This window comes from Streptomyces sp. NPDC002793, assembly GCF_040295485.1.
GTDB lineage: Bacteria > Actinomycetota > Actinomycetes > Streptomycetales > Streptomycetaceae > Streptomyces.
The window spans coordinates 1-20,140 of sequence record NZ_JBEOVL010000073.1 but is presented as its reverse complement, the minus strand read 5'-3'; the positions used below and the strand labels follow the sequence as shown (position 1 = coordinate 20,140).

Here is a 20,140-nt window from a genome sequence, read left to right as displayed (position 1 = left end):
GGGCGGGACGCGTCGCGTCACCGAACGGGTCGTTGCCACGCCAGCCCACGGTCCAGAGACCGAAGGTGAACCTGTCCGCGGGGGTGGGGGTGAAGCGCTCCGTCATGATGTGTCCGCCTTCGCCTGCCTCGGGTCCGGAGTCGCCGTCAGCGCCCCGGACCTATTTGTTCACTGACCTGATTAATTATGCACACGGCACCGCGCGGACGTAACCCCCCGGAGCACGAAACGGGGGCCGCCTCTGTTCCGGACGCCGCCCATCACGTAATTTGTTTGTCGCACTCCCAAAACCCGCATCACCGGAAACCGCACGAGAAGAGGTAGCCCATGCCGCCGCGTACCGTCGTCATCGGCGTGGACAGCTCCACCCAGTCCACCAAGGCTGCGATCACCGACACCGAGACCGGCGAGCTGCTGGCCGTCGGCCGCGCCCCGCATGTCGTCACAGGTGAGGGCGGGGCGCGCGAGACCGACCCGGAGGTCTGGTGGCGGGCGCTGCGCGACGCCGTCGCGGCCGGGCTCAAGGAGTCCGGGCTCTCCGCGTCCTGTGTCACGGGCATCGCCGTGGCGGGACAGCAGCACGGCCTCGTGACCCTCGACCGGTCCGGCCGTCCGCTGCGCCCGGCGCTCCTGTGGAACGACACGCGCTCCGCACCGCAGGCCGCGGCGCTCATCGCCGAGCTGGGCGGACCCGAGGCGTGGACCGCGCGCACCGGCACGGTGCCGGTGGCGTCCATGACCGCGACGAAGTGGCGGTGGCTGCGCGAGAACGACCCGGTCAACGCCGAGGCGACGGCCGCCGTGCGGCTGCCGCACGACTTCCTGACGGAGCGGCTCTCGGGCGTCGCCGCGACGGACCCGGGCGACGCGTCGGGCACCTGCTGGTACTCGACCGCGACGGGCGCGTACGACCCCGAGCTGCTGGACCGCCTCGGCCTCGACCTCTCCATGCTGCCGGAGGTCGCCGCCACGGGCGGGACCCGCGTCGGTTCCCTGACCGAGGCGGCGGCCGAGGCGCTCGGCCTGCCGGCCGGGATCGCCGTCGCGGCCGGCACCGGGGACAACATGAGCGCCGCCGTGGGCCTCGGCCTGGGCGGCGCGGGGCTGCTGGACCACCCCGTCCTGAGTCTGGGCACGTCGGGGACGGTCTTCGCCGCCTCCCGGACCCGCCCCGCGTCCACCGCCGTCTCCGGCTTCGCCGGCGCCGACGGCACGTACCTCCCGCTGGGCTGCACCCTCAACTGCACGCTGGCCGTCGACAAGGTGGCCACCCTGCTCGGCCTGCACCGCGACGACGCGACGCCCGGCGGCGAGGCCGTCCTCCTTCCCTACCTGGACGGGGAACGCACCCCGGACCTGCCCACGTCGGCCGGCCTCCTCACCGGCCTGCGGCACGACACCACACCGCAGCAGCTGCTGGGCGCGGCGTACGAGGGCGCGGCCTTCACCGTGCTGCGGGCGCTCGACGAGCTGTTGCGGGCCTGCGGCCTCGATCCGGCCGACCCCGAGGTCGCGGGCCGGCCGCTGCGGCTGATCGGTGGCGGAGCACAGGGCCGGACGTGGGTGGAGACCGTGCGCCGGCTCTCCGGCCGGCCCCTGATCGTGCCGGGCGGCGGCGAACTGGTCGCACTCGGCGCGGCCGCGCTGGCCGCCTCCGCGGCGGGCGGCGGCGATCCGGTCGCCATCGCCACCCGCTGGAACGCCAAGTCGCAGGACGCCGACACCGAACTGCCGCCGGTGGAACGGGACACCGAGACCTGGGACCGTGTCGGTTCGGTGCTGGACCGGGCTGCGGAGCCCTTGCTCGGCGGATGAGGCCGGGCCTCTGATTCGCCTCCCGCGCACGCGTTTTGGGGATGACTGTGGATCTTCAATAAGATCCGGCGATGATCATAAGAAAACGGCTGACGGCCGGGGTGGGCGTCCTGCTCGCCGCCCTGGCCGCCGGGCTGGTCACCGCCCTTCCGGCCGCCGCCGACGACGAACCCCCCACCGCCGCCGCATCGCCCAAGGTCGAACTGGTCCTTGACGTCAGCGGCTCCATGCGCACCCGCGACATCGACGGCGAGTCCCGCATGTCCGCCGCCAAGCAGGCGTTCAACGATGTCCTGGACGCGGTACCCGAGGAGGTGGAGCTCGGCATCCGGACGCTCGGTGCCGACTATCCGGGCGACGACCGGAAGGTCGGCTGCAAGGACACCGCGCAGCTCTACCCGGTCGGCCCGCTCGACCGCACCGAGGCCAAGACGGCGGTCGCCACCCTGGCGCCGACCGGCTGGACCCCGATCGGACCCGCGCTGCTCGGCGCGGCCGACGACCTGGAGGGCGGGGACGCCACCCGGCGGATCGTCCTGATCACCGACGGCGAGGACACCTGCGGCCCGCTCGACCCCTGCGAGGTCGCGCGTGAGATCGCCGCCCGTGGGATCCACCTCGTCATCGACACCCTGGGCCTGGTGCCGAACGCCAAGATCCGGCAGCAGCTGACCTGTATCGCCGAGGCCACCGGCGGGACCTACACCGCCGTCCAGCACACCGACGAACTCTCGGGCCGCGTCAAGCAGTTGGTGGACCGGGCGGCCGAGCCGGTCATCACCCCGGTGGCGACCGAGGGTGCGGGCAGCTGCTCCGCGGCCCCCGCTCTCAAGGCCGGGCTCTACACGGACCGGCAGGAGATCGGCAAGCACCGCTGGTACCGGGTGGACGTCCTGCCGGGCCAGGAGCTGCGCGCCTCGGTGAGTGTCGCGGCGGACCGCGCCGTCAACGACGACTACGGCGTCCTGCTGCGCGCCGTGACCACGCACGGCCGGGAGATCGTCCGGGGCGCGGAATCCGGCACGGGGCGCACGGACGCCATATCGGCCGGGTTGCGCTACCCGAGGGCCGAGGAGGACGACGCCGACGTCTCCGACGTGAAGCCCGCCGCGGAGACCGTCTGTCTCCAGCTCAGCAACTCCTTCTCGGCGCCCGCCTCCGTGAAGACCACTCCCGGTATGCCCGTCGAGCTGACCGTCGACCTGGTGGACGCTCCCGACGAGGCCGCGGACGTCGCCGCGTTCGGCCTGGGCCGTGGCTGGTGGCTGCTCGGCGTCATGGTGCTGACCGGTCTGATCGCCGGCCTGCTGTTCGGCTGGATCTCACGCTGGCGTGTCGCCGTATGGAGGACCAACTGATGCGTACCAACCGCAGGAACACCCTGAGGCGCGGATGCGTGGGCGCGCTGCTGGCGGCCGTCACCCTCCTCACACCGGCGGGTACCGCCGTCGCCGACGGCCCGTCGGGGAGCGCGAGCCCGGCGGAGGGGGAGAACGCGGGACCGACGGAGGCCGGCACCACCTTCCGCACCGCGACGCCGGTCCAGCAGGAGCAGACGGCCACCGCGGACGCGTCCACGGGTGACTACCTGTACTGGAAGTTCCCCGCCGACGCCGGACAGCGCCCCACCGTCCGCGCGAAGGTGAGCCTGCCCGAGAGCGCCACCCGGCACGGCGCGTCGACCTGGCAGGTCGACGTGTACGACGGGCTCCGCCGCCGGCAGGCCTGTATGTACGGCCACCAGACCAGGAAGGCGGCGCCGGACGCGAGCACCGTCGAGCTGTCCTGCGTGCTGCGCACGGTGCGCGCCTGGTCCGAACCCTGGGCGTCCGACCCGCTGCCCGGCAGCTACTACGTACGCCTGACGGTGGTCGGCCTGGCCGAGGAGGACCTGGGCCTGCCGGTCCACGTCGAGACCGAGGTCACCGCCGCCGATCAGGGAGGCGCGTACGACGTGGACGGCGCGCTCGCCGAGCCCTTGGTGCCGGGCGTCTCCGCCGTCTCGGCGCAGGGCGTCGCCCCGGCCGCCGGTGAGCCCGAGGACGGCTGGTCCTCCGGCTGGTGGACCGACCGCTGGCTGTGGACCGTCGGCGGTGGCGTACTCGCCGCGCTGGCGGCGGTGTTCGGCTACGGCCTCACCCGTGGCGGCGGCCGTCCGTCCCGGGTGCCGCCGGGGGTCTGACACCCCGCTCGGGGGCCGCGGGCCATCGCCCGCGGCCCCCGAGTCGTCTCGGCGGGCGACTCCGCGAACGTCCGTCGAACTCGCGGCGACTGACGCTAAGGGCTGTCCCGTGCGTACGGCAGATGACGGGAGTCCTCGATGTCCACGGAAACCGGTGCGCCCCTCGACGCCGAGCCGCGCGGTCACCGCCTCGTCCAGGGCCCGAAGGGCGTCCCCTTCCTGGGCAGCCTGCCGCAGTTCGGCAAGGACCCCCTCGGCTTCTTCGGGCGCCTGTGCGGGTACGGGGACATGGTGCGGTGGCGCTTCGGCCGCAACGACTGCGTCTTCGCCGCCGACCCGGAGTGCATCGGCGAGTTACTCACTGAGACGGAGCGTCAGCAGCCTCGGCGCCGTCCTGCCGGACTGGGTGCCGACGCCCGGGCGGGCCAGGATCAGGAAGGCCGCCGCGGAGGTCGACGCGGAGGTCGGGCGCGTGGTCGCGCGCCATCGCGACGGGGACGGGGAGCGCCCCGATCTCCTGAGCCGGCTGCTCACCGCGGTCGACGAGACCGGGGCGCACCTCTCCGACCAGGAGATCCGTGACGAGACGGTCACGCTGTACATCGGCGGCCATGAGACGACCAGTTCCACGCTGGTGTGGGCCTGGTATCTGCTCTCCCGCACCCAGCGGGCACTGGCGGCGCTCACCGAGGAGTTGGACCGGGTCCTGGGCGACCGCGAGCCGGGGCTCGACGACTACGCCCGGCTGCCCTACGCCCAGGCGGTGGTGAAGGAGACCCTCCGGCTGTACCCGACGATCTGGCTGGTCACCGGGATCACCAAGGAAGGGGCCCGGATCGGCGGCGTGCCGATGCCGGAGGGCACGCGGGTGTGGAGCAGCCAGTGGGTCACCCACCGGGAGGAGCGGTGGTTCCCCGAGCCAGCGGCGTTCCGCCCGGAACGCTGGGACGCGGAGGACGGGGACGAGATCCCGGAGTACGCCTGGTATCCGTTCGGCGGCGGCCCCCGGGTCTGCCTCGGTACGCGCTTCGCGATGGTCGAGGCGGTTCTGGTCCTCGCGGTCCTGGCGCGGCGGTTCCGGCTGGAGGTGGACCCGGGCACCGTCAACCCCGTGCCGACGCTGACGCTGCAGCCGGACCGGGAGATCACGGCGACCGTACGGGCGCGCTGACCGCGCCCGACGGGTGAAGCGGACCGGGAAGAGTTGACCTCAAGCTCACTTGAGGTCCTACCGTTCCCTGCATACCGACCGACCCCGGAGGCACTCGCATGGACATGGAAGTCACCGCCTGGCATTCGCTGCACAGCACGATGAACGCGGAGAAGGACCGCAGACCCTTCTCCCGGGCCACACTCCGCCGCATCGGGGCCTTCGCCCGGCCGCACCGGGGCAGGATCCTCCGCTTCCTGCTCCTCAGCGTGGTCACCGCCGTTCTGGCGGTGGCCACACCGGTACTGGCGGGGCGCGTCGTGGACGCGATCGTGGAAGGCGGGGACACCGGGACGGTGACACGGCTCGCCCTCCTCATCGCCCTGATCGCCCTGGCCGAGGCCGGGCTCGGACTCCTCACCCGATGGCTGTCCGCCACCCTGGGCGAGGGGCTGATCCTGGATCTGCGCACGGCCGTGTTCGACCACGTGCAGCGGATGCCCGTCGCCTTCTTCACCCGCACCAGGACCGGCGCTCTGGTCAGCCGGCTCAACAACGACGTGATCGGCGCCCAGCGCGCGTTCAGCAACACCCTCTCGGGCGTCGTCTCCAATCTCGTCACCCTGCTGCTGACCCTGGCCGTGATGCTCACCATCTCCTGGCAGATCACCGCGCTCGCCCTGGTGCTGCTGCCGGTGTTCGTCGTACCCGCCCGCCGAATGGGTTCCCGCATGGCGGGCCTCCAGCGGGAGGCCGCCGCCCACAACGCGACCATGGGCACCCAGATGACCGAGCGTTTCTCGGCGCCGGGCGCGACCCTCATCAAGCTCTTCGGGCGCCCCGCCGACGAGTCCGCCGCGTTCTCCGCCCGCGCGGGCCGGGTGCGTGACATCGGCGTACGCACGGCGATGCTCCAGTCCACCTTCATCACGGCGCTCACCCTGGTGTCTGCGCTGGCCCTCGCCCTGGTCTACGGGCTCGGCGGCTACTACGCCCTGCGCGGCAGCCTGGAGCCCGGGGCCGTCGTGGCGCTGGCGCTGCTCCTCACCCGGCTCTACGCCCCGCTGACGGCACTGGCCGGCGCCCGGGTCGAGGTGATGAGCGCCCTGGTCAGCTTCGAGCGGGTCTTCGAGATCCTCGACCTCCAGCCGCTGATCGCCGAGAAGCCCGACGCCCGCCGGGTGCCGGACGGGCCGGTGTCCGTGGAGTTCGACGGGGTGTCCTTCGGCTACCCGTCGGCCGACAAGGTCTCCCTCGCCTCGCTCGAGGAGGTCGCCACGCTCGACTCGCGAGGCGGCACGCAGGTGCTGCACGACGTGTCCTTCAGGGCGGAGCCGGGCCGGATGGTCGCCCTCGTGGGGTCGTCCGGGGCCGGGAAGTCCACGATCGCGCAACTGCTCCCCCGGCTGTACGACACCGACGCCGGCGCCGTACGCCTGAACGGGGTCGACGTACGCGATCTGACGGCCGACTCGATCCGCGAGACGCTCGGCATGGTCACCCAGGACGGGCACCTCTTCCACGAGTCGGTGCGGGCCAATCTGCTGCTCGCCCGGCCGGAGGCCGGCGAGGAGGAGATCTGGGACGCACTGCGCCGCTCCCGCCTGGACGGCCTCGTGGCCTCGCTGCCCGAGGGGCTGGACACGGTGGTCGGCGAGCGCGGCTACCGGCTCTCCGGCGGCGAACGCCAGCGGCTCACCATCGCGCGGCTGCTGCTGGCCCGTCAGCGGGTGGTGATCCTGGACGAGGCGACGGCACACCTGGACTCCACCTCTGAGGCTGCCGTCCAGGAAGCACTGGCCGAGGCCCTGGCGGGCCGTACGGCCGTGGTGATCGCCCACCGGCTCTCGACGGTGAGGGCCGCGGACCTGATCCTGGTGGTCGAGGACGGCCGGGTCGTCGAACGGGGCACGCACGACGAGCTGATGGCCGTCGGCGGGCGGTACGAGGAGCTGTACCGCGTCCAGTTCGACCGACCGGGGGTGGAGAAGGAGGCCCCGCCCGTCCGTTGAGGGCCACCCGGCCGTCACCCCCCGAGCCCACCCGCCCCCTGGCACCGATCGCAACAGTGATACATAATACGGATTCTTGTATCACCGATCGGGAGGGACCCCATGGGTATCGACGAGGCGCGCACCCTGTTCGCCACCCTGCGCACCAAGGACTCCGCCGTCCCGGCCGAGGAGCTCGACGCCGTCTGGGCCGCGCTGCCGACCGTCCGTGTCGAGGAGATCCTCGGCGAGTGGCGGGGCGGCGAGTTCGAGACCGGGCATCCGCTCAACGGGATGCTGCGGAAGGCCGGCTGGTACGGGAAGACGTTCCACTCGGCGGGTGACGCGAAGCCGCTCATCATGCGCGGGGAGGACGGCAGGTTCTACAGCGACACCCAACTCGGCAAGGGCGAGGCGAGCCTGTGGATGATCGAGTTCCGGGGCGAGTCGACGGCCACCATGGTCTACGACGGCCAAGCGGTGCTGGACCATTTCAAGGCGGTCGACGACCACACCCTGATGGGCATCATGCACGGCAAGGCCGTCGGCTGGGACGGGCCCTTCTACTACTTCTTCCTCGAACGCGCCTGAACGGGTCCGAGGGGGTACGGCCGACGGGGAAGGGAACTGACGGGTGAAAGCCGCAGTGGTGGACGCGTTGGGCACCGGGTTCGCCCTGAGGGACGTCGACATCGCCGAGCCGACGGGCCATGAGGTCATGGTGGAGGTGAAGGCGGCAGGTCTCTGCCACACCGACCTCACCGTCGCCACCCACGCGTTCGCGGACTTCCCCCCGCCGGTGGTCCTGGGCCACGAGATGGCCGGCGTCGTCGCCGCCGTCGGGCCGGAAGCCTCCGCCTTCACGGTCGGGGACCACGTCGTGGGGTGCCTCGTCCAGTGGTGCGGTGACTGCCCCGCGTGCCTCGACGGCAGGGTGTACCGGTGCGACCGCCCCGAGGCCACACTGCGCGACCCCGGTCGGGAGGCGCCACGGCTCAGCCGCGCCGGCAGCCCCGTCACCCAGGGGATGGGGCTGGGCGCTTTCGCCCAGCGGGCCCTCGTCCACGAGAACCAGCTGACCGCCGTACCCCGCCGGCTGCCGTTCGCCCCGGCCGCCCTGCTCGGATGCGGGGTGCTGACCGGCGCGGGATCCGTCCTCAACGGCGCGCGCGTCGGGGCGGGCGAGACCGTGGCCGTGATCGGCGCCGGAGGCGTGGGGCTCAACTCGGTGAGCGCGGCGAGGATCGCCGGGGCCTCCCGCATCGTGGCGGTCGACGTACAGGACGGCAAACTGCGGCGTGCGCGCGCCTTCGGTGCGACGGACGTGGTCAACTCCGCCACCACGGACGCCGTCACCGCCGTCCGTGAACTGACGGGCGGCGGAGTCCAGCACGCCTTCGACGTCGTCGGCACGGCCGCGACGACGGACCAGGCTCTGCGCATGACGGCCCTCGGGGGCGCCGTGTACGTCGTGGGCCTGGCCGGGAGTGGAGGGGACCTCAAACTGTCGCTGCCCCGGCTGCTGCTGCAGCAGAAGCGGATACAGGGGCTGATCATGGGATCCGGGAACCCGCGGCGCGACATCCCCCGGTACGCGGACCTCTATCTGCGGGGACACATGAACCTCGACGACCTCGTCTCCCGGCAGATCGCCCTGGACGGGATCGACGCAGGATACGCCGCCCTCCGGGATCCTGACGTGGCGCGGGTCGTCATCACGTCCTTCTAGGATCCTCATGCGGACGGTGCCGTGACCGGCACCGCGAGGCGGCCTGTCGGCGTCGCGTGCCTCCGAGGGCGTCGTAACGTGACCCTGTCGCCGAGCCGACCGCACCGGCTGCGGCCCGAACCTCCCCTCCGCCGAAACCTGGTACGCATGAGTCAGTCCCACTCCCCCTCCGGCCCATGGATCCGTCCGATGACCGCCCGTCACACCGGCGAGGCACACCGCTCGGCGACCATGCTCGAGCTGTTCTTCGACCTGTGCTTCGTCGCCGCGGTCGCCCAGGCGGCGGTCGCCTTCGAGCACGAACTCGCCGAGGGTCACATCGGGCACGGGGTCCTCGGCTACGCGATGGTGTTCTTCGCGATCTGGTGGGCGTGGATGAACTTCACCTGGTTCGCCTCCGCGTACGACACCGACGACGTCCCCTACCGGCTGCTCACACTCGTGCAGATCGCCGGTGCGCTCGTGGTGGCCGCCGGGGCGGCCGAGGCCCTCGCGCACGAGGACTTCACCGTCATCACCTGGGGCTACGTCGTCATGCGGCTCGCCATGGTCACCCAGTGGCTGCGCGCCGCCCGCTCCGATGCCGCACGTCGGCGCTCCTGCCTGCGTTACGCGGTCGGCATCCTGGTCGTGCAGGTCGGCTGGGTCGCCAGGCTGGCCCTTCCCGAGGACTGGGGGCTGCCCCTGTTCGCCGTCCTGGTCCTGGCCGAGATCGCCGTCCCCGTGTGGGCCGAGAACGCGGCCATGACCACCTGGCACCCCCACCACATCGCGGAGCGGTACGGCCTGTTCACCCTCATCGTGCTCGGCGAGACCATCACCGCGGCGACCGTGGCCGTCCGCACCGCCCTCGACGAGGAAGCGGCACTCGGTGACATCGCGACCCTGGTGGTCGGCGGCGTACTGACGGTGTTCGCCCTGTGGTGGCTGTACTTCTCGCAGAACGCCCCGCGGCGGCTCACCGGCCTCAGGGCGGCGATCCTGTGGGGATACGGCCACTACGTGGTCTTCGCCTCGGCTGCCGCGGTAGGCGCCGGTCTGGCGGTCAACGTCGCCCACACCACCGGTCACGGACATCTCTCCGACCGCGCCGCCGCGGCGACGTTCACCGTCCCGGTGGCCGTCTTCGTCACCCTGGTGTGGCTGCTGCACCACCGGGCGGACGAACTCCGCAGCCGGAACGACCTCATCCATCCCCTGGCCGTCCTCGCTGTGCTCGCCGCGACGTTCACCCCCGTCCCGGTCCTCGTCACCGGCGTCCTCGCGGCCGCCCTCGTCGCCGCGACGCTCGTGGTGGCGGCGCGAGCGCGCGGCGGGGCCGGCCTCTCGACGGGCGCTACGTGAACCGCAGTTCGGCCGGATGCGCCACGCGCCGCAGGAACGGCAGAGACGTCGCCGCGGCCAGCAGGCAGGCCGCGTGGACGGCCACGGGGACGAGCAGCGGCAGCAGAGACACGGAGGTGCCCACGGCGGTGGCGTACGCCAGGTACACCACCGTCCCTCCGGCACCCGCGAGCAGGAGCGCGGGGGCCAGCGGGAGCGCGGTCTCCAGGAGCGTGGCTCGGGCCAGGACCCCGTGGGGCACCCCGGCGGCGACCTGTGCCGCCAGGCCCCCGCGACGGGTGGCCAGCGACTCGGCGGTTCCCACGGCGATGCCGCACAGACTGATGGCCAGCGCGATCAGGACGGCGGCCCCGGCGAGGTCGATGCCGGTGGTGTAGAAGGCCAGGTCCACCGGGCGGCGTCCGTCCGCCTCCAGAGACGCGAGCAGCACCCCGCGGACCCCTACGAAGCCCACGCCGACGACCGTGACCAGCAGCAGAGCGGCATGGGTCCGCGCGGCGGCCCATGGGTCGTGCGCGAGGCGGCTCGCGGCGATGAGCACCGCCGGACTCTTCGCGCGGAGGGTGAGCCTGCGTCCCATGAACGCCGCGAACGCCCCTGTCACCCAGACCGCGCCCGCCCCGGTGAGGAGCACCAGGCCCAGCACCAGCAGCGCGAACGGCGTGATGCCCTGGCCGTCCGGAAACAGGAAGAGCGTGCCCGCCGTGGCGATGAGGACGGCCGCGAGCAGGGAGCCGAGCGCCGCCCGGCGCCCCCGGTCCGGGCTCGTCCTGCGCACATGGTCGAGGGGTGAGTCGACCACGTGCCGCAGGGCGAGGACGCTCACCAGCGCTGCGGCCACGGGGACGGCGAGCACGACCACCACGAAGGCGGCCCAGACCGCCGGGGGCGGGGTGTGCCCCGTCACGGCGAGGAGCACGGCGAACACGGCGAAGCCGAGCGAGGAGCCGGCCAGGCAGGCGAACGCGGACTCGACCGCCGCGATCCTCCGTACCTCGCTGTACCGGCCTCCCTCGCGGTGTGCACCAGAGCGGTCATCACCTGTTCCCCGGCGAGCGAGTCCAGGGCTCCGGTCGGCTCGTCCGCGAAGACCGCCTTCGGTCCGGTGACCAACGCCCGCGCCAGGGCGACCCGTTGGCTCTGGCCCCCGCTCATCTCGCCGGGGCGCAGGCCCGCCTGCCCCCGGACGCCGAAGCGCTCCAGCCACTCCCCCGCGCTCTGCTGCGCCTGGCCGCGACGGACACCCGCGAGCAGCAGCGGCAGCGCCACGTTGTCGAGCGCGGTGAGCTCGGGGATCAGCTGCCCGAACTGGAACACCACCCCGAAGTCGTTGCGCCGCAGCTCGCTGAGCCGCTTCTCGGGCAACTGGTCGAACCGCTCGCCCCCGTAGGTGACGACGCCCTCGTCGGGGCGGACGATTCCCGAGAGGCAGTGCAGCAGGGTGGACTTCCCGCTGCCGCTCGTGCCCGTGACGGCCAGGATCTCGCCCTCGTGGAGGTCGAGGAACGCTCCCCGCAACGCCTCCGTCCTTCCGTACGACTTGCGCAGTCCGCGCGCCGAGATCAGCACGCCCGTCCCCGGTAAGGCCTGTCCTGTCGGTGTGTTCATGATCCGTTGACCTCCGCGGTCAGGGTGTCGATGCGGGCCGTGGTGGTGGTCATCCAGCGCACGTCGGCATCGAGGTGGACAAGGGCGTAGTCGGCCGAGAGCACCGTGCTGAGATCGGCGCCCGGCGCGGTCTTGAGTGCGGTGAGCTCGCGCATCCGCTCCATGTGGGCGGCGCGCTGGGCCCTCAGGTGTGCTGCGGCATCGGGCTTCCGCCCGTCCCGGCCAGGCTGTGCGTGGGCCGCGGCGACGAGGATCGAGACCACGACCTTCGCGAAGATCTCGTTCGTCACGAAGGGGGCGGGCGCGGTGATCTCCTCGGCCCAGCGGTCCAGTTCGCGTGCCCCCTCGCCGGTCGACCGGTAGAGGGTGCGCTCCGGGCCGCCGTCGGAGTCGGTTCCGTCGATCGCGGCCAGTCCGTCGCGTACCAGTCGCTGGAGTGTCGTGTAGACCTGCCCGTACGCGAGCGGGCGGGCCTGCGGGAAGCGTGCGTCGTACTGCCGCTTCAGGTCGTAGCCGTGGCAGGGCCCGCCGGCGAGCAGGCCCAGAAGCACATGACGGGTACTCATGTACGCACTATAACCCCAGTACATGTACTGAGTGAATAGTCAGCCCTGGAGGTCCGGACGCGCGTCAGCCGCCGCGGGTGGTGCCGCGGCGGCCGACGGGAGGTGGCAGGCGACCCGCTCAGGTCACCGGCCGAGCCACTTCTTCCAGGTGGCCGGGTGCTGTTCGATCCAGCGCGCGGCCGCCTCGTCGGGCGTCAGCCGGTCGGACGCGATCATCTTGGACACCTCGTTCTGGTCCTTCTCCGACCACGTGAACTTCTTCAGGAAGGCCGCCGCCTCCCCGCCCCGCTTCGAGAAGTCCGCGTTGAGGTACTTCTGGAGCGGGGTCGTCGGGTAGGCGCAGTCGATGTCCTCCGGGGCCTTCGCCGCGCAGGCGTCGGTGTACTCGGGGAGCTTCACCTCGACCATCGGCACCTCGTTGAACAGCCACTGCGGCTGGTACCAGTAGCTGAGGAAGGGCTTCTTCTCCTTGGCGAACTGCTGCATCTGGGTGATCTGCGCGGCCTCGGAACCGGCGAAGACGACCTTGTAGTCCAGGCCGAGATTCTTCACCAGCGCCTTGTCGTTGGTGACGTAGGACGGTGAACCGTCCATCAGCTGGCCCTTGTCACCGCTCTCCGGGGTACGCAGTTCGTCGGCGTACGCGTCGAGGTTCTTCCAGTCGGTGACGTCGGGGTGCTCGTCGGCCCAGTACTTGGGGACGTACCAGCCGATGTGACCCGTGACTCCGAGGTCCCCGCCGGGGACGATCGTCTTCTTCTCCTTGACGTACAGCTGCTCCTGGTCGGGGTGGCCCCAGTCCTCCAGGATGGCGTCGACCCGGCCCTGGCTGAGGGCGTCCCAGGCGGGTACCTCGTCGGTCTGGACGAGATCGACGCGGTACCCCAGCCGGTCCTCCAGGATCTTCTGCGCGACGGCGACGTTGGCCTGCGCCCCGACCCAGGACTGGACGGAGAGCGTGACGGTCTTGATGTCGGCCGGGGCCGCGAACGGGGACGCCTGCTTGGTCATGTCCGCCGCGCCGCAGCCGGTGACGGCGAGCAGCGCGCCGGCCGCGACGAGGATCGCGGACGTACGGAGTCGGGCGCGGGTACGGGTACGGGTACGGGTACGGGTACGAGCCATGTCAGCTCTCCTTCCGCTGGCGGCGGGCGGTGGGCTGGGTGACCCGGTCCAGCATCAGCCCCAGGCAGACGATGGCGGCGCCCGCGACGAGGCCGGTGGCCAGGTCGCCCTGGGCGAGGCCGAAGACGACCTCGTAGCCGAGTGCGCCGGAGCCGACGAGACCGCCGATGATGACGACCGCGAGGACCAGGACGACGCCCTGGTTGACGGCGAGCAGCAGTGCGGGCCTCGCCAACGGGATCTGGACCTGGCGCAGTTGCTGACCGCTGGTGGCGCCGAGTGAGCGGGCGCACTCCATCGCGGCGGGGTCCACGCCCCGCAGGCCCTGGGTCGTGATGCGGACGACGGCGGGCAGCGCGTAGACGACCGCAGCCGCCGCCGCGGGGGCGCGGCCGACGCCGAAGAGGGCGACGACCGGGATGAGGTAGACGAACTGCGGCATGGTCTGGAAGACGTCCAGCACGGGTCGCAGGAGCCGTTCGAGGCGCCTGCTGCGCGCGGCGCCGACGGCGATGGCGAAGCCCAGGACGAGGGTGACGGCGACGGCGGCGACGACCTGGCTGAGGGTGTCCATCGACAGGTCCCAGACGCCGAGGACCCCGATGGCGGCCATGGCCAGCACCGCGGTGAGCGCGGTGCGCCAGGTGCCGATGGTCCAGGCGAGGGCGGCGACGATCAGCAGGACGGACCACCAGGGCAGGCCCTGCAGCCCGCCGCGGAGCGGGTTGAGGATCCAGTTGGTGAAGTGGGCGGCCCAGTCGGCGGTTCCGCCGATGACGGGGATGCCGGTGTAGAGATGGTCGACCATCCAGTCCTTGGCGGTGTTGACCGGTTCCGCGACGGCGACGATGCCGCCCTCGGGCCAGATGCGGCCACCGGTGAAGCGGCCCACGACGGCGACGACCGCGGCGATCAGGGCGGCGAGCCCCCAGCCGCGTGCCCCGCGCAGGGCCATGGGCCCGGTGGGCTCCGTGCCGATCTTCCGCCCGGCCGCTTCGGTCGTGCGGTCCAGGACGACGGCCAGCAGCACGATGGGGATGCCTGCGGCGAGTGCGGCGCCCACGTCGACGGAGGAGAGCGCCTGGTAGACACGGTCGCCGAGACCGCCGGCGCCGATGACGGAGGCGATGACGGCCATGGACAGCGCCATCATGATGGTCTGGTTGAGGCCGAGAAGCAGTTCCTTGCGGGCCAGCGGCAGCCGGGCGCTGAGCAGGCGCTGCCGGCCGGTCGCGCCGAGCGAGGCGACGGCTTCCATGACGCCGGCGTCGGCGCCGCGCAGTCCGAGTGCGGTGAGCCGGGCCATCGGCGGGGCCGCGTAGACGACGGTCGCGAGGACCGCGCCGGGGACACCGATGCCGAAGACCAGCACGACGGGCAGCAGATAGGCGAAGGCGGGCAGCACCTGCATCGTGTCCAGGACCGGGCGCAGGACCCGGAAGGTGCGGTCCGAGAGACCGGCGGCCAGCCCGAGGAGCAGGCCCAGCACCACCGCGGCGAGGACCGCGACGGTCATCAGTGCGAGGGTCTGCATCGTCGGCACCCACATGCCGAGCAGCCCGCAGACGAGGAAGGACAGTCCGGCGGTCAGTGCGAGGCGCCATCCGGCCGTGCGCCAGGCGACGAGCGCGGCGACCGCGGTGACACCGGCCCAGCCGAGGGCGAGCAGCCCGAGGTAGACGCCCCGCACGGACAGGACGACGGCGTTGCTGATGTGGCCGAAGAAGTACAGGAACAACGGGTGGCTGTCGCGGTTGCCGATGATCCAGTCGTTGACCTCCCCGAGCGGTCCGCCCAGGTCGACGGTCAGGGCACCGGGCCAGGCCCCGCCGCCCCAGCGGGCGTGCGCGAAGGGCACGGCGGCGAAGGCGATCACCAGCAGCAGCAGGATCTTGCCGAGGGCCGGCCGGGCGCGCAGCGCGGCGAGGAGGCCGGTCCCCGGGGGGCCGGAGGCGGTACGGGTGGCTTGGGCGGTGGCCATCAGACGGTCACCTCACGGGCTCCCGGGCCCGCGACGACGTCCAGCAGGCACATGTGGTCGACGACGCCGAGCAGCTTGCCGTCCTCCATGACGCGGGCCACCGGGTCGCCGGAGCGGGCGACGGCCTCGATGGCTTCGGAGACGGTGGCCCCGGGGCGGAGGGCGGGGCCGTCGATGCTGTCGCCCGCGGTCGGCGGACGCATGGCGGTGGCGACGGTGAGGACCTGTTCGCGCGGGACGTCCCGGACGAACTCGCGTACGTAGTCGTCGGCGGGCGAGCCGACGATCTCCTCGGGGGTGCCGAGCTGGACGATGCCGCCGTCACGCATCAGCGCGATGCGGGTGCCCAGCCGGAGCGCCTCGCTGAGGTCGTGGGTGATGAAGACCATGGTGCGGCCCTCCTCACGGTGCAGCCGGACGACCTCATCCTGCATCTCACGCCGGATCAGCGGGTCGAGGGCGCTGAACGGTTCGTCGAAGAGGAGGACGGACGGGTCGACGGCGAGCGCGCGGGCCAGCCCGACGCGCTGCTGCTGACCGCCGGAGAGCTGGGCGGGGCGCCGGTCCTCGAGGCCGGCGAGGCCGACCTTCTCGACCAGTTCGGCGGCCTTGGCGCGCCGTTCGGTCCTGCCGAGGCCCTGGATCTCCAGGCCGTAGGCGACGTTGTCGAGGACCGTGCGGTGCGGCAGCAGCCCGAAGTGCTGGAAGACCATGGCCGCACGGTGGCGGCGCAGTTCGCGCAGCCGGGTGGTGTCCATGCCCAGGACGTCCTCGCCGTCGATGGCGAGGGTGCCGCTGGTGGGCTCGATGAGCCGGGTCAGACAGCGTACGAGGGTCGACTTGCCCGAGCCCGACAGGCCCATGACGACAAAGACCTCACCCTTCTCGACGTCGAAGGAGACGTCGCGCACGGCTGCGGTGCAGCCGGTGCGCTCACGCAGCTCGGCGGGTGGCAGTGCCGCGTGCTCGCTGCCGGGGATGCGGTCGGCCTTGGGCCCGAACACCTTCCAGAGGTTCCGGACGCCGAACACAGGGGTATTGGCTTCGCTCATCGGACATCGCCTCCGGTGGTCGGGGTCGCTCGGAGCAGTTCGGCGCACTTCTCGCCCACCATCAGCACGCCGATCATCGGGTTCACGGCGGGCATGGTCGGGAAGACGGACGCGTCGGCGATCCGGATGCCCTCCAGGCCCTGGACGCGCAACTGCGGGTCGACGACGGCCTCCGGGTCGCCCACGGCGCCGATGCGGCAGGTGCCGGCCGGGTGGTAAACGGTGTGCGCGACCTTGCGGGCGTACTCGCTGATGTCCTCGTCCGACGTGATCCCGGGTCCGGGGCAGACCTCGCGCATGAGCCAGTGGGCCAGGGGTTCACGCTTCGCTATCTCGCGGGCGAGCTTGATGCCGTCGACCAGGGTGCGGCCGTCGTAGTCGTCCTCGTCGGTGAAGTAGCGGAAGTCCAGGGCCGGTTTGACCTCGGGGTCGGCGCTCGTCAGGTAGAGGCGGCCTCGGCTGCGCGGCTTGGGGATGTTCGGGGTCATCGACACACCGTGCTCGGGCTTCTCGTAGCCCAGGCGCTCCGGGTTGTCGGTGAAGGGGATCTGGTAGAAGTGGAACATCAGGTCCGGGCCGTCGGCATCGGGGTCCCTGCGCACGAAGAGGCCCGCGTCGGAGTCCATCGCCGAGTTCTCCGGGATCGGGCCGTCGGTCTCCCAGACGATGACCGACTCGGGGTGGTCGAGCAGGTTCTCGCCGACGCCCGGGGCGTCGTGGACGACAGGGATGCCGAGCGCGGTGAGGTCCTTCGCCGGTCCGACTCCGGAGTGCATCAGGAGCCTGGGGGTGTCGACCGCGCCCGCGCAGACGATGACCTCACGGGTGGCGCGCAGCAGCACCTCCTCGCCGTCCTCGGTGCGTACGTGCACTCCGGTGGCCCGGTTGCCGTCGAACTCCAGTCGGTACGCCCATGTCTCCAGCAGGATCGAGAGGTTGGGGCGGTCACCGGCCTCGATGTGCGGGTGGAGGTAGGCGACGGACGCGGAGGAGCGCTTGTTGTTCTCCGGGTGGTAGGCCAGGTCGAAGAAGCCGACGCCCTCGTGGAAGGGCTTCTTGTTGAAGCTGTCGACGCGCGGGACTCCGGCCGCCGCCTGGGCGGCGTCGACGAAGTCGCGGGCGATGGCGTTCCGGTCCTTCTCGTCGACGGGCACGATGTTGTTGCGCAGCCGGGCGAAGTAGGGGTCCATCGCGGCGGCGTCCCAGCCGTCGGCTCCGGCCTCGGCCCACTCGTCCCAGTCGCCGGGCAGCGGCTTGAAGCTGATCAGCGTGTTATGGGAGGAGCAGCCGCCGAGGACGCGGGCGCGGCTGTGCCGGATGTGGGAGTTGCCGCGGGGCTGCTCGGTGGTGGGGTAGTCGTAGTCGAGGTCGCCACCGAGGAGGCCGAGCCAGCGGCGGAGGGTCAGGACGTCCTCGCGGTCGATGTCGGTGGGGCCGCCCTCGATGACGGTGACGGTGACGTCGGGGTCCTCGGTGAGGCGGGAGGCGATGACCGAGCCGGCGGTGCCGCCTCCGACGATCAGGTAGTCCACGGGTTCGGGGCGTGCGGTGCTGGGGGACGGGGGCATCGGTCACTGCTCCTTCTGCAAGGTGCTTGCGTGTGCGTCGTACGGCGAACAGGCGGGGGAAGGGCCGTTTCCGGTCAGCCCGCGAACCAGCGCTGGGGACGCGGGTTCAGGTTCTGGTAGATGTGCTTGGACTCGCGGTACTCGGCGAGCCCGGTGGGGCCGAGTTCGCGGCCCGTTCCGGACTTCCCGAAGCCGCCCCATTCGGCCTGCGGGAGGTAGGGGTGGTAGTCGTTGATCCAGACGGTGCCGTGCCGCAGTCGGCCCGCGACGCGCCGGGCGCGGCCCGTGTCGGTGGTCCAGACCGCGCCGGCGAGGCCGTAGTCCGTGTCGTTGGCCAGGGTGACGGCTTCTTCCTCGGTGCGGAAGGTCTCGACGGTGAGGATCGGTCCGAAGGTCTCCTCGCGGACCACCGTCATCTCCCGGTGGCAGCCGTCCAGGACGGTCGGCCGGTAGAAGTAGCCGCTCGCGGGCCGGATGTCCGAGGGCTCCGGGCGGGCGCCGCCGGAGCGGACGACCGCGCCCTCCTCCCGGGCCGACGCGACGTACGCCTCGACCTTGGCGAGCTGCTGCGCGGAGACGAGGGGACCGCACTCGACCCCGTCGACGGTTCCCCGGCCGAGCCGGATGGCGTCGGCGCGGCGGGCGAGTTCGGTGACGAAGCGGTCGCGGACGGACTCCTCGATGATGAGGCGTGCCCCGGCCGAGCAGACCTGGCCGCTGTGGAAGAAGGCGGCGTTCAGCGCCTGGTCGACGGTGGTGTCGAAGCCCTCGTCGGTGGCGCAGGCGTCGGCGAACACGACGTTGGGGTTCTTCCCGCCGAGCTCCAGGGCGACCTTCTTGACCGTGGGCGCGGCGGCCTGCGCGACCTTCGTGCCGCTGGCGAGCCCGCCGGTGAAGGAGACCAGGTCGACGTCGGGGTGTTCGGAGAGCCGTGCGCCGACGGGGTCACCGGCACCGGTGACGAGGTTGGCGGCGCCGTCGGGCAGTCCGGCCTCGGCGAGCAGCCGGATCAGGTGGACGGTGGAGAGCGGGGTGACCTCGCTGGGCTTGAGCACGAAGGTGTTGCCGGCTGCGAGAGCCGGAGCGATCTTCCAACTGGCCTGGAGCAGCGGATAGTTCCACGGGGCGATCAGGGCGCAGACGCCGACCGGCTCGTGCACCACGACGCTGTGGACCTCGGGGTCGCCCGCGTCGACGACGCGGCCGCCGCTCTCGTTCATGACGAGGTCGGCGAAGTAGCGGAAGGCGTTGGTGACGTCGTCCACGTCGACACGGCCCTCCTCCAGGGTCTTGCCGGTGTCGCGGCTCTCGGTGATCGCGATCTCCTCGCGGTCCCGCTGGAGCAGTGCGGCGACCCTGCGGAGCAGGTCGGCGCGCTCGGCGACGGGCCGGTGGGGCCAGGGGCCGTCGTCGAAGGCACGGCGTGCGGCGGCCACGGCCGCGTCGGTGTCCTCGGTTCCGGCCTCGGAGACGCGGGCGAGCACGGTGGCGTCCGCCGGGTCGAGGATCTCGCGTGTCGCACCGGACCCGGCCGCACGCCAGGTGCCGTCGATGTGGAGGGTGTCCAGAGCGGCGGCGGGGTGCGCCGACGGGTGGGGAGCCGACATGTAGTGATCTGCCTTCCGTGCCTGATTGCTCCGCACCGGTCCGGCCGAGCACCTGAGCCGGTGGACCGGGGTCGGCACCAGCGATCTGGGTGCCTCCCCGATTCGGCGAGATGTATGCCGAGATATTCACTCTGGGTGAGACGGCTCACTTCGGGCGCTCGGCGACCGTCGTCGGCGGCGTCGCGGAGGGTGTGCACCCGGGGTCTGTGCGTGACCGCGAAAGGGCCTGAACCGGCCCGCCCCGGTCAGCACGACCGGGGCGATCCAGGTGGAGCGGCGGGCCGGCGGGCCGGGCGTCGCCGGGGAGGCGGGGCGTCGGAGCCCGCGCCTAAGGGCTGTCCCGCAATTCCCGGTGGATCAGCGCGCGGCGTCAGATGCGGTGCATCGCAAGGCGGAGGGACGTCCGCATACTGGATGTATGG

15 protein-coding genes and 1 pseudogene are annotated in these 20,140 nt (G+C 72.1%); 8 read left to right on the top strand and 8 right to left on the bottom strand.

The features are described 5' to 3' along the window. The first annotated feature begins 327 nt into the window (after positions 1-327). The 8 genes and pseudogenes from xylB (at position 328) to ABT001_RS34255 (ending at position 10,211) form a co-directional block, all read left to right on the top strand. On the top strand, positions 328-1,815 hold the full coding sequence (gene xylB, locus ABT001_RS34290) for a xylulokinase (RefSeq protein WP_351285457.1): 1,488 nt from the start codon (positions 328-330) through the stop codon (positions 1,813-1,815). A 71-nt stretch (positions 1,816-1,886) separates the two neighbouring features. Next, the gene (locus ABT001_RS34285) at positions 1,887-3,173 is read left to right on the top strand and encodes a VWA domain-containing protein (RefSeq protein WP_351285455.1); all 1,287 of its coding nucleotides are present in this window, start codon (positions 1,887-1,889) and stop codon (positions 3,171-3,173) included. After that, positions 3,173-3,997, top strand: a complete 825-nt coding sequence (locus ABT001_RS34280; protein ID WP_351285453.1) for a hypothetical protein — start codon at positions 3,173-3,175, stop codon at positions 3,995-3,997. The genes ABT001_RS34285 and ABT001_RS34280 overlap by 1 nt, the downstream gene beginning before the upstream one ends. Positions 3,998-4,135: 138 nt before the next feature. Then, positions 4,136-5,168: pseudogene (locus ABT001_RS34275) on the top strand (cytochrome P450). 98 nt (positions 5,169-5,266) lie between these two features. Beyond that, positions 5,267-7,159, top strand: coding sequence for an ABC transporter ATP-binding protein (locus ABT001_RS34270; protein WP_351285452.1), 1,893 nt, complete (start codon positions 5,267-5,269; stop codon positions 7,157-7,159). Positions 7,160-7,261: 102 nt separating this feature from the next. Beyond that, positions 7,262-7,729, top strand: coding sequence for a DUF4334 domain-containing protein (locus ABT001_RS34265; RefSeq protein ID WP_351285450.1), 468 nt, complete (start codon positions 7,262-7,264; stop codon positions 7,727-7,729). 43 nt (positions 7,730-7,772) lie between these two features. Next, positions 7,773-8,867, top strand: coding sequence for a zinc-binding dehydrogenase (locus tag ABT001_RS34260; protein ID WP_351285449.1), 1,095 nt, complete (start codon positions 7,773-7,775; stop codon positions 8,865-8,867). Positions 8,868-9,014: 147 nt separating this feature from the next. Then, complete coding sequence (locus ABT001_RS34255) at positions 9,015-10,211, top strand: low temperature requirement protein A (protein ID WP_502967574.1); 1,197 nt, start codon at positions 9,015-9,017, stop codon at positions 10,209-10,211. On the opposite strand, the gene ABT001_RS34250 is transcribed toward ABT001_RS34255, so the two are convergent. The 8 genes from ABT001_RS34250 to ABT001_RS34215 form a co-directional block, all read right to left on the bottom strand. Beyond that, positions 10,204-11,139, bottom strand: coding sequence for an ABC transporter permease (locus ABT001_RS34250; RefSeq protein ID WP_351285446.1), 936 nt, complete (start codon positions 11,137-11,139; stop codon positions 10,204-10,206). The two genes, ABT001_RS34255 and ABT001_RS34250, sit on opposite strands and share 8 nt — an antisense overlap. Next, positions 11,115-11,819: an ABC transporter ATP-binding protein gene (locus ABT001_RS34245; protein WP_351285444.1), complete on the bottom strand. Its 705-nt coding sequence runs from the start codon at positions 11,817-11,819 to the stop codon at positions 11,115-11,117. The genes ABT001_RS34250 and ABT001_RS34245 overlap by 25 nt, the downstream gene beginning before the upstream one ends. Continuing rightward, a complete protein-coding gene (locus ABT001_RS34240; protein ID WP_351285443.1) occupies positions 11,816-12,385 on the bottom strand; it encodes a PadR family transcriptional regulator in 570 nt (189 codons plus the stop codon). The genes ABT001_RS34245 and ABT001_RS34240 overlap by 4 nt, the downstream gene beginning before the upstream one ends. A 123-nt stretch (positions 12,386-12,508) precedes the next feature. Beyond that, positions 12,509-13,510: an ABC transporter substrate-binding protein gene (locus tag ABT001_RS34235; protein ID WP_351285441.1), complete on the bottom strand. Its 1,002-nt coding sequence runs from the start codon at positions 13,508-13,510 to the stop codon at positions 12,509-12,511. A 1-nt stretch (position 13,511) separates the two neighbouring features. Beyond that, positions 13,512-15,491 carry an ABC transporter permease gene (locus tag ABT001_RS34230; RefSeq protein ID WP_351285439.1) on the bottom strand — a complete coding sequence of 660 codons (1,980 nt, stop codon included), beginning with the start codon at positions 15,489-15,491 and terminating at the stop codon, positions 13,512-13,514. After that, positions 15,491-16,543 carry a quaternary amine ABC transporter ATP-binding protein gene (locus ABT001_RS34225; RefSeq protein ID WP_351285438.1) on the bottom strand — a complete coding sequence of 351 codons (1,053 nt, stop codon included), beginning with the start codon at positions 16,541-16,543 and terminating at the stop codon, positions 15,491-15,493. Before ABT001_RS34225 ends, ABT001_RS34230 begins: the two co-directional genes overlap by 1 nt. After that, entirely contained in the window at positions 16,540-18,111 is a 1,572-nt protein-coding gene (locus ABT001_RS34220; protein WP_351285436.1) for a GMC family oxidoreductase, read from the bottom strand. Before ABT001_RS34220 ends, ABT001_RS34225 begins: the two co-directional genes overlap by 4 nt. A gap of 74 nt (positions 18,112-18,185) precedes the next feature. Then, positions 18,186-19,718 carry an aldehyde dehydrogenase family protein gene (locus ABT001_RS34215; RefSeq protein WP_351285434.1) on the bottom strand — a complete coding sequence of 511 codons (1,533 nt, stop codon included), beginning with the start codon at positions 19,716-19,718 and terminating at the stop codon, positions 18,186-18,188. Positions 19,719-20,140: the final 422 nt, after the last annotated feature.